This window comes from Ensifer sesbaniae, from assembly GCF_013283665.1.
Lineage (GTDB): Bacteria > Pseudomonadota > Alphaproteobacteria > Rhizobiales > Rhizobiaceae > Ensifer > Ensifer sesbaniae.
In genome coordinates this window covers 6,029-16,511 of the sequence record NZ_JABEKU010000003.1, presented here as the reverse complement: position 1 = coordinate 16,511, position 10,483 = coordinate 6,029, and the positions used below count along the sequence as shown (strand labels likewise).

General features: G+C 62.0%; 7 protein-coding genes. 5 read left to right on the top strand and 2 right to left on the bottom strand.

Going from position 1 to position 10,483, the window contains the following annotated elements; all coding sequences use genetic code 11:
- Positions 1-51 precede the first annotated feature (51 nt).
- On the top strand, positions 52-651 hold the full coding sequence (locus BHMPCIPO_RS28700; RefSeq protein ID WP_173520237.1) for a TetR/AcrR family transcriptional regulator: 600 nt from the start codon (positions 52-54) through the stop codon (positions 649-651).
- A gap of 101 nt (positions 652-752) precedes the next feature.
- Here BHMPCIPO_RS28700 and BHMPCIPO_RS28695 read toward each other — a convergent pair whose 3' ends face one another.
- Positions 753-1,796 carry a class I SAM-dependent methyltransferase gene (locus BHMPCIPO_RS28695; RefSeq protein ID WP_173520236.1) on the bottom strand — a complete coding sequence of 348 codons (1,044 nt, stop codon included), beginning with the start codon at positions 1,794-1,796 and terminating at the stop codon, positions 753-755.
- 312 nt (positions 1,797-2,108) lie between these two features.
- On the opposite strand from BHMPCIPO_RS28695, the gene BHMPCIPO_RS28690 reads away from it, so the two are divergent.
- Positions 2,109-4,106 (top strand): putative bifunctional diguanylate cyclase/phosphodiesterase, encoded by a 1,998-nt coding sequence (locus BHMPCIPO_RS28690; RefSeq protein WP_173520235.1) that lies wholly within the window; start codon positions 2,109-2,111, stop codon positions 4,104-4,106.
- Positions 4,107-4,270: 164 nt separating this feature from the next.
- The gene (locus BHMPCIPO_RS28685; RefSeq protein WP_246304723.1) at positions 4,271-6,037 is read left to right on the top strand and encodes a hypothetical protein; all 1,767 of its coding nucleotides are present in this window, start codon (positions 4,271-4,273) and stop codon (positions 6,035-6,037) included.
- Between the two features lie 11 nt (positions 6,038-6,048).
- On the opposite strand, the gene BHMPCIPO_RS28680 is transcribed toward BHMPCIPO_RS28685, so the two are convergent.
- Positions 6,049-7,182 carry an AI-2E family transporter gene (locus BHMPCIPO_RS28680; protein ID WP_173520234.1) on the bottom strand — a complete coding sequence of 378 codons (1,134 nt, stop codon included), beginning with the start codon at positions 7,180-7,182 and terminating at the stop codon, positions 6,049-6,051.
- Positions 7,183-7,553: 371 nt separating this feature from the next.
- Between BHMPCIPO_RS28680 and BHMPCIPO_RS28675 the strand changes: the two genes are divergently transcribed.
- Positions 7,554-8,921, top strand: coding sequence for a DUF3300 domain-containing protein (locus tag BHMPCIPO_RS28675; protein ID WP_173520233.1), 1,368 nt, complete (start codon positions 7,554-7,556; stop codon positions 8,919-8,921).
- A gap of 21 nt (positions 8,922-8,942) precedes the next feature.
- Positions 8,943-9,917 carry a DUF2950 domain-containing protein gene (locus BHMPCIPO_RS28670; RefSeq protein WP_173520232.1) on the top strand — a complete coding sequence of 325 codons (975 nt, stop codon included), beginning with the start codon at positions 8,943-8,945 and terminating at the stop codon, positions 9,915-9,917.
- Positions 9,918-10,483 lie beyond the last annotated feature (566 nt).

The following is a 10,483-nucleotide window of genomic DNA, read 5'->3' as shown; positions in this document are numbered from 1 at the left end:
AATTAGAGTGTTCGGTCTAATAATGAGACCGGCCAGCAAGGAGAATTGGCGATGCGCAAGGTCGACCCCGAGAAACACGCCGCCAAACGCCGACTGATCCTCGATGCAGCAATCGCCTGTTTTGCGCGAAAGGGCTTTCACGGCACATCGACTGCCGAAATCTGTGCCGAGGCAGGCATGAGCCCGGGCAATCTTTTCCATTATTTTCCGACCAAGCACACCATTATCGCGGCGATCGTGGAGGAGGAGCGTCAAGAGACGGCGGAGATCTTCCGTAAATTGGGTGAAGCCGAAGACCTGTTCGCCGCGCTGCTCGGTTTCATGGATACTGTTCTCGAGCTCGCGGGCGACCCGACCTATTCGAGCCTGGCGCTTGAAATCGCCGCTGAAGCGATGCGCGACGAGCGGATCGGCACGCTCGCCGCCGCCAATGACGCCGAGCTTCAGGGAGCCCTTGCAGCGCTGCTTCGCGGCGCGGCCAGCAGAAATCAGATCGATCGGACTGTGGACGCCGCCGGTGCCGCCCGATGGATCGCCGCAATCATCGACGGCATCTTCAGCCGGGTCGCTGTCGACCCCGGCTTCAAGCCGAAGGATGAAGGCGCGATGCTGCGGCTCCTCCTGACCCGGTTTCTCCGCCCGCAAGGCTAATGCCTTGCGAACGGAATGGGCGAAGCAAGCATTCGCTTGCCGCGGTCATTGATTTCAGGCCCTCCGGCCTTCGCCGGAGGGCCCGTCAAGACGGAAGCAAATCAGGAATGCTTCTGGATGATGCCGTAGACGATGTTCCGGTTGGCGCCGAACTGGACGCGCGCGTCGACGGCGGCCTTGCCCGCACTCTTACGGATGATGTTCCACATGTCCGCCTCCGAACGCAGCAACAGCGCCCAGTTCATGAAGGTCTCCATGTAGCCGTCGACGCCGATATCCTGGGCGAAATTGGCAAACAGGAAAACACCGTTCGGCTTCAGCATCTGCAGGCAGCGATGGGTCAGCTTGATGGCCACCTTGTCGGCAAGATAGTCGTAGAGGCCGGCGGCATAGATGAAGTCGAACTTGCCGAGCTTCTGGTCGCGGCCAAGCAGGCTGCGGACGGAGCCATCCACGGCTTCGATGCAGGTGCCGCCGAAGTCGCGGCTGATCGAACCGACGCTGAGCGGATCCTGGTCGAGCGCCACCCAACGCTTGATGCGGCGCTCTTCGAGCGCCACCGAGCGGTTGGCTTCGCGCAGATGTCCGGCGGCTATCGTCAGAATTTCCGCCTGGGTACCGCGGCTGGCTGCGATCTCGTCGACGTGACGGGTCAGAAGGTCGCGACGCTCACGCACCGCGACCGAGGAAGACGCGTCCTTGGTGTAATCATAGAGCGCTCGTCCGATGGGTGATGCACGCTCGATCTCGTTGGCGACGCTCGCGTGGCCGTAGATGAAGTCGAGCAATTGTGCGTCGCCCGAGTAACCCCGGGGCTTTTCGAAGGACCACCGGGTGAACGGATCCTGAAGGAAGTACTCCGACACCGGGTGCGCCTGGGCAATCGGAATCAGTTCCTGCCAAACGTTCGGGTGGAACTTGGCCCGGGTTTCATGAAGAGCTGCGGCAAGCCGGTCGATAATCTTCGCCGGGTCCGTTCCCTGCAGGAACTGCTCCTGCGCAATCCTGAGAATCACTGCGAGCTCGGCCTTGCCGACCGTGAGCTGTTCGTCGTGTCGATCGCTCCTGGGCGAAATGAACTCATCGGCCATCGCCTTGGGAGTAATCAGGCTTTGACCGTCGAAAACCGTTTGAAATTGGCGCACGCGAGACCATCCGTTAATGCTTTGTTAACAATGGTCGCGAAGATGCGCGCATTACGGCTCGGTTTGCAAGTTTTTGTATATAATAAGGTAAATTCTCGTGCTTCCTCCCTTTGGGTTACACCTAATCCTGGGTGTTCCGGCCCTTTAATTTAACAAAACTTAATGGACACCTCCTATCATCCCACCCCGCACCACCCGCTTCTGTTGCAGGCTTGAAGCGGATGGCAAGCATGGAGTGTCCGAAACAACGTCCATTGATGGAAAAGCGACGACCGTTTCCGTTGACCGTGACGCAACGCGATGGATCAGTGCATGAAGCACACGTTGGCCGACGTAGTTGACATCGACCTGCACAAGCAGCCGCACAGGCCGCAATTGGCTGAGCTTCAGACACTCTATCGAATGGAGGGCGAGGCTGGCCGGCGTGCGGCAACTAGGCAGGGCCTGTGGGTCGCGGTTGCCGTCTACCTGTTGTTTTTCGCGATCGACATCCTGCTGGTCCCCGATGTCGCGTTCTATACGATCCTCGCACGCCTCGTCATCGGCATCAGCGCGCTCCTGTGTTTCGAGATCCTCTATCGCATCAAGGCGCGAACCAAGTGGCTCGACGGGACCTGCGCCGCGGCACTTGTTTTCGGTTATATCGGCTGGCTCGTCCCCGCGATGACGACGGCGGACTCGGCCAGCATGTCCTACTACATGATCTTCGGCGCGATCTTCATGATGGGCGCCAATCTCTTCTTCAGCTTCCGATTCCGCCTCTCGGTCGTCGCCTCCGGCATCGTGCTCACGACGTTCTTCGTCGCGCTGTCGTTCTTCTCCGAACACGATCCTGCCTATCTGATCGCCTTCGGGACCTTCTATGTCTCCTGTTTCATCTTCACCTCCTATGTAAACTGGAAGCTCAACCGCGAGCGCTATAAGGTTTTCCTGAACGCCTTCGAGGCGAAGATCCAGCAGAACGAGGCGTCGGAACGCGGCATGGCGCTCTTGCGGCTATCCAACACCGACCCCCTGACCGGCCTGGACAACCGCCGCGCCATCGACCAGCAGCTGCGCGATTATTGGAACGATTGGCAGAAGCTCGGAAAGAGCTTCGCCGCCATGCTGATCGACGTGGATTTCTTCAAGAAATACAATGACTGCTACGGCCATCAGGAGGGCGATCGCTGCCTGGTTCTGGTGGCCAATGCGCTCGGCGAGGCGATCAAGGACTATAACGGTTCGATCGGCCGCTACGGCGGCGAAGAATTCATCGTCCTTGCCCGCCTGGACACCCTGGAGCAGGCAGCCGAGCTGGCCGAGGTCATCTGCCGTACCGTCGAGAACATGCGGCTGGTGCATGAGCAGCGGCGCGACGGGGTCTCCATCGTGACCGTCAGCGTCGGCGCTGCCTTCACCCGCAACCAGACCGGCGCCAAGCTCGAGAAGATCATCCACGAGGCCGACCGTGCGCTCTATGCCGCCAAGGCGAGCGGCCGAAACTGCGCCAAGTTGTTCGACCCGAATGATCCGCAAAGCAGCGACGAAAGCGAGAACATTGCCGCGCTTCTGAAGATCGCGGTCGATCAGAATCTGGTATCGCTCGTCTACCAGCCGATCAGGAACGTGATGACCGGTGAGGTCGAAGCCGTCGAGGCGCTGATGCGCCTGACGATGCTGGACGGCACGTCGGTCCCGCCGAGCCTTTTCATTCCGGTTGCCGAGCGCACCGGCGCCATTCTCGACCTCGGCCGCTGGGCGATCAAGACCGTCTGCCACGAGCTCCTCGTCGACAACCACATTCCGCTGGTCAGCGTCAACGTCTCGCCGATTCAGCTGAAGACCCCGGGCTTTGCAACCTCGGTCGCCGCGATCCTCGGCGAGACCGGCGTGGCCGGCAGCCGCCTTGCCTTCGAAATCACCGAAGGACTGGAGATGGAGATGCACTCCGGCATCCTGCGCTGCATCAGCGACCTGGAGACTCTCGGCATCCGCATATGGCTGGATGACTTCGGCACGGGCTTTGCCGGCCTTTCCTGGCTGCGCCTGATCGATTTCGATACCGTGAAGGTCGACCGTTCGTTCCTGCATGATTGCAGTACACCCAAGGGTCGCGCCATGTTGCAGGACATCATCGGCCTGGTGAGGAACCGCGGCCACAAGATCCTGATCGAAGGTGTCGAGACCGACGAGCAACTGGCGCTGATGCGGCGCTTCCGGATCGACCAGGTCCAGGGTTTTCACGTCGGTCGCCCTGCGCCGGCAGAGACCTTCCGCACGCCGCCGGACAAGCCCCGCATCCCGCTACGAAACGGCGCGCGATCCTAGGGTAGGTGGTTGCGCCACTGTGCGCCCGTGCGCTGTATACAACCGAGGCACAACTTTAATACAGCGCGCCAATACATATTGCGCTTTGGCCGCGTGGAGACGTAGGATACAGGAACTTACGGTACCGCCGGATACAATCTCACATTGTGACCATGGGAGCGCGCATGGCCATGGAAAGTCGGCAGGACGGCCGGGTCGAGCCGGCAACTGCCCCAGCCACCGATGCGGAAATTCTGGCGCAACTTGATCGAATTCGCCGCAGCGCCGAGTTCGACGCACCGGAGCGTGACCGCAAATTCCTGACCTATGTCATCGAGGAAACGCTCGCGGGCCGGGGAGATCGCATAAAGGCCTATTCGATTGCAACCGAGGTCTTCGGCCGGGATTCCTCTTTCGACCCACAGACGGATCCGGCGGTGCGGATCGAAGCAGGCCGCATCCGCCGGGCGCTGGAACGCTACTATCTCGTCGCCGGGCGATCCGACCCGATCATCATCAGCATTCCCAAGGGCGCCTACGTACCGATCTTCGAACGACGCCTCGACGCGTCGCCCCCGTCCGACAGGAGCGCCAACGAAGGCGCTGGACAAGATCCTACCGCACCACTCGCCAGGCGAAGAGCCTGGCTCGCCGCAGCGGCCATGGTCTGCATCGGCGGTGGCCTGACAGCCGGTGCACTCCTCCTTCAGAAGGACAGCGATACCGCTACCAGCATGCCGCCGAAGATCCCGAGGCTCGTCGTCACGCCCTTTGAAGATCTCTCAGGCAGCCCTCAATCGGCGATGATGACCCGCGGGCTCATGGACGAGGTCGTCGGCAGCTTGGCCAAGTTCAAGGAAATCACCGTCGCGACCCGTGACGAGGCCGACGCCTCGCCACAAGGGGGGCCGGCCTTTGCCCTGGTGGGCGGGGTCCGCTTCGACGGCGAAAGACTTCGGCTTGTGGCGAGACTCCTCCATCGATCCGATGGATCGGTCGTGTGGGCGAATACCTACGATGAGCAGATGGAAGCCGGCAACGCCATAGACCTGCAGGCAAGGACCGCAGCGGCTGTAGCCGGTGCGGTGGCACAACCCTATGGCGCCATTTTCCAGGCGAGCGCCGCTGCATTCAAGCAGTCGGTTCCCGATGATTGGCAAGCCTATGCCTGCACCTTGAGCTACTACGACCACCGCGGCGACGTCAGTGCGCAAAGCCTGGCCGCCGTTCAGGGGTGCCTGCAACAGGCGACCCGGCAGGTCCCGACCTACGCGACGGCCTGGGCGCTGCTGTCGATGACCTATATCGACGCTTTCGAGGGACGCCTCTATCGTTCCTCATCGGCGACGCTGGAGCGGGCAACCGAAGCGGCAGTCCGCGCCATGGATTTGGATCCCCAGGACGTGCGTGCCCTTGAGGCGCGGATGCTTACGCTGTTCTTCCGTGGTGACGTCGATGCTGCCTTGGCCGTTGGCGTGCGCGCACTTGCGATCAATCCCAACGACGCTGAACTCGCTGGCGAATACGGGTTCCGGCTGGCGTTGTCGGGCCAATGGGATTCCGGCTGCAAGCTTCTGTCGGAAACCGTCGCCCGCAACTCCGGTCCCGCCGGCTATTTCGAAGCCGCACTCTCGGTCTGCGCCTACTTCGGGGGCGACTATGTCGCTGCCGAGCGATGGGCGCGCATGGCGGATCTTCGCACCCATCCATTCTCCCGCGTCATGCTTCTGGCCACTCTGGGCAAGCTTGGCAAAGGCGCCGAGGCCCAGGAAGAACGGAAATGGATCGAAACCAACCTGCCGGGCCTGCTTGAGGCTGTCCCCCAGGAGACCGCCCTGAGGCTGCGCCGTCCGCAGGACCGGCAACAGCTTCTTGACGGTTTGCGCAAGGCGGGCGTACCGATTCCCGAATCCGAATTCGAGCAGGCGCGCAGCGACAGTTCCATTCACTGACCGACCTGTGATCAGACCGGCCGCGGCGATTGCGATGCATCGGGTTGAGGCTTTTCCCGCACCGTCTCCCCCTGCATCCAGACCATGAGCAGATCGTGGACGACACTGAGGACGATCGGCCCCAGGAAGAGGCCGATCAATCCGTAGGAAAGCGTCCCGCCGAGTACCCCCAGCAGAATCACGAGCGTCGGCGTCGAAAGCCCGCGGGCCACCAGGATCGGCTTCATCACATTGTCGATGACGAAGAGCGGGACCAGCAGGATTGTCATAAGCAGCGCCGGACCGAAATCCATTGTCACCCAGGCCCAGATGATCACAGGCAGCAGAACCAGCGCCGGGCCGATCTGGATGATGCAGAGAACAAGCACGACGAAGGCGATCGCACCGGGCGCCGGAACCTGAAACAGCCCGAGCACCAAGGCACAGAGAAACGCCTGCAGCAACGCGACGCCGATGACGCCCCGCGCGACGTTTCGGATCGTCGCAGCCGCCAGACGCAGGAAGCCGATACCCCTGTCGCCACCGATCCTGCCGGAGAAGCGTTGTGCTATCTCCGCCAGCCGTTCGCCGGAGCCGAAAAGAAAGCCAGCCACCAGGACGGACACCACGAAGCTCAGCACCTCGGCGCCGACGCTCGCAATCTTGCCAAGCGCCTTGCTGCCGGCCTGCATCAGCGAAGGTTCGAGCTTGCGCAGGAGGGCTTCGAGATTATCCGATGCCATGCTCCAGACCGCATGAACCCGTTCGCCGACGATCGGCCAGTCGCGAACGTAATCCGGCGGTACCGGTACGGTGAAAGAACCGTCGGCAAGTTTTGCAAGCAGCGCCTGGAGCCCTTCGGCAAAGCTGACCGCAATCGCGGTCAATGGTGCGACGATGACGGCCAGACAGGCCAGAGTGATGAGAAATGATGCCAGTCGCGGCGAACCGAGAAGGCGGCCAAGCCGGGCGTAAGCAGGATAGAGCGCGACGGCGAGGATTGTCGCCCATATGAGAATGATAGCGAATGGCGCGATCAGCGTCAGCGACCAATAGGCAAAAAGCCCGACGATGCCGATCCTGGCGATATCCGTAATTTTCGCCTCGAAGGAGGGACCGGTCGGCCCATCGCGAACCACGCCCGTTCGGGAGGAATCTTCCGCCATTCTTATCTCTCACTCCTTCATGCGGCTGTTCGCCGCTTCGCTGCGGCTTCTCGACGGCCACACGTCCTGCAGAAACCAATAGGCCTGGGGCTGCCCCTGCAACCCAGGCGGCCAGCATAGCTCCCCTCGTGCAACAGTCATGCGGATCCGATGCCGGCGAGTGCCAATCGGCAGTAACATACAGTAGCATACGTCATTTGGGCTTCCTCATCGGCAAGCCTCCTCTAGAGATACCAGTGACGGACGGCAGAAGGAACGCAAGCTGCGACACGATCAAGTTCTGGTTGCAGCAGAAACAGCGCCGACAGGGGCTGTCACGCGCGCTTGTTCAAGCGCTCGCGCGCCTCAGCCAACAAAGGGAGGCTGGATAGATGATCCGGAAAACGATCATCGCGCTCGGTAGCGCAGTGACGATACTGGTTTCAATGCCCATTACGGCTGTTTTGGCACAGCAGACGGCGAGCGCGCCGGCCGCCGAACAGCAGACAGCGCCGGAACCGCTCAGCGACGACGAGCTCGAGATTTTGGTCGCGCGCATCGCGCTTTATCCGGACGAACTGGTGGCGCTCATTTCCGCTGCCGCGCTCTACCCGCTGCAGATCGTCGAGGCGGAGCGGTTCCTGGAGGCTCGCCAGAAGAAGCCCGACATGAAGCCAAAGGACGATTGGGACGGCAGCGTCATTTCGCTGCTCAACTATCCCCAGATCGTCAAGATGATGAGCGAAGACCTCGAATGGACGCAGTCCTTCGGCGAGGCGATTGCCAATCAGCAGAAAGACGTGCTGATCGCCATACAGCAGTTGCGCGACGAGGCCGTCGCCAAGAACATCATCAAGAGCGACGACAAGGTGAAGGTGGTCCAGGAAGGCGACAACGTCGTCATCCAGGCAGCCAACCCTGAAACGATCTACGTGCCGCAGTATCCGCCGGAGATGCTGTATGAGCCCAACTATGCGCCAGCGCCGATCGGCTACTATGAAGAACCCTATCCCGCCTACTGGTATCCGGGAGCGGCTTTCTTCGCCGGCGCAGTGACAGGTGCTGCCTTCGCGGCGATCGTCGACTGGGACGATTGGGGCGTCTGGGGCGGCCGCTGGAACGGCGACATCGATGTCGACTGCAACAACTGCTTCAACAACATCAACGGCAAGGTGAAGTGGAACGACATCGACTGGAAGAATGTCGATCGCAGCAAGATCAACTTCGATCGCGACCAGCTTCAGCATTTCGACCGAAACAGCATCAAGAACGACATCAAGGCGAACGGCAACAACAATCTGCGCAATCGCGCCGCCGAGATCAATCGCGATCGGCCGAACGCGCGTCCGGGCGGCGGTGGCGGCGGCCAGATCAGGGACGTGCGCAAGAGCACGCTCGAAGGGCTGAAGGCGCAACAGAGGCCGGCGGCCCGGCCCGGAGGCGGGCAGGCAGCGGCAAAAGCGCGGCCCGGCGACGGCAAGCCGAGCCTCAACCGTCCTGGCGGCAGCAAGCCCTCCCAGGTGAACCGTCAGGGCGGCAAGAAGAAGATGGCCGCCAAGGCGCAGAACCGACCGAACAAGCCGTCGGGCCTCGGCAACGTCAACCCCGGGCGACGCGAAATCAACTCGTCACGCCGCGGCGGTCAGAGCATGGGCGGCGGCCATCGCGGCGGCGGGCGGCCACAGATGAGCCGCGGCGGCGGCAGGCCGCCGATGCACCGCGGCGGTGGCGGCGGGCGCGGCGGCGGCCGCAGGCGTTGACGGGATCACAGGAGATCGACCATGACCAAGCTCTTCAATCCGCTTCTCCTGGCATCGGTTCTGGCGTTGGCCGCCATGCCAATCGACGCGTCCTTCGCGCAGACACAGACGCCTGCGGAACAGGCGCCAACCGATCAAATGGCCGCGGGCCTCGATGCCTATGCGGCGGACGAGGATCCACCGGTCTTCGATGATCCCGCCAAGGCGGTCGACGAATTCAAGGCGAAGCTCGCCGCCAACGACTTCGCCGGTCTGGCGAAGCTACTGGGGCTCAATGCGGAGAAGCTGAAGGCGGGTGAAGGGGCGATGGATACTTTCGCGCTCATCCGCGAAGGTGCCGCCCGCAATGTCACTGTCCGCGACCTCGAAGGGCGCAAGATCATCCAGATCGGTGATCGGCTCTGGCCCCTGCCTTTCCCGCTCACCAAGGGCGAGGACGGCAAATGGGCTTTCGACACCTATGTCGGGCTCGAGGAGATCCTCAATCGCCGCGTCGGCGAGAACGAGCTCGAGGCGATCGATACGGTACAGGCCTATGTCGATGCCCAGCAGGTATATGCCTCGCGGGATCGCGACGCCGACGGCGTCCTCGAATATGCGCAGAAACTGATCAGCACGCCAGGCCAGACCGACGGGCTCTATTGGCCGGCCGGCCAGGGCGATGGCGAAAGCCCGGTCGGCGACGCGATCAGCGAAGCGGCGCTGGAAAAGGCGAAGGCGGGCCAAGGCTATTTCGGCTACCGTTTCCGCATTCTGACATCGCAGGGCGACAATATTGCCGGCGGCCGCTATGACTATGTCATCAACGGCAACATGATCGGCGGTTTCGCCTTGATTGCCTGGCCGGTCAGCTATGCCGAAACCGGCGTCAAGACCTTCGTCGTCAACCAGCAGGGCATCGTCTACGAACGCGATCTCGGGCCCAGCACCGCGGAGATCGTGCCCTTCATCGATCGTTTCGATCCCGACGACAAATGGGACGTCGTACCCGATTGAGCGGCGGCCCGGCTGGACGCCGGACCTCCCTCAACGCTCGCAGCGCGGCGACTGCCGCGCCGATCGCATTGGTGTACGTGCGTCTGTTGCCGGAGACGCTACGGCTGCCCACGCTTCGGCTTGTCCGATTCTGAGGGGCATCTGCAGGGATACGCGATAGCGCGTCGGCCCTCCTCGCTCTACCACTCCAGCGAGACGCGATTGCTTCGCCCACTCCCCTGGAGTGAGCGGAGTGTGGCGGTCATGGGCCGCTGCTTTTGTGGTATCTGCCTACAGCGCCGCGCGTCTTATGGGACGCGCAAAGGTCGCCGTAGCGCTTTGATTTTGCTGCATGTCTCACTAAATCGACCTCGATTTAAGGACGAAGACATGCAGCAGAGAGCGTGGCAACTGCCGAGGCAACGGGGGCGGGGCGGGCTCGGGGGCTGGCGTTTGCGTTGGGCGCTTATGTCCCAGAGACGGCAAAAGGGGCTCTGAGTTTCCCCGGAGCGCTTTGATGGATTTGGGAGACTTTGGTTGCGGGGGCAGGATTTGAACCTGCGGCCTTCAGGTTATGAGCCTGACGA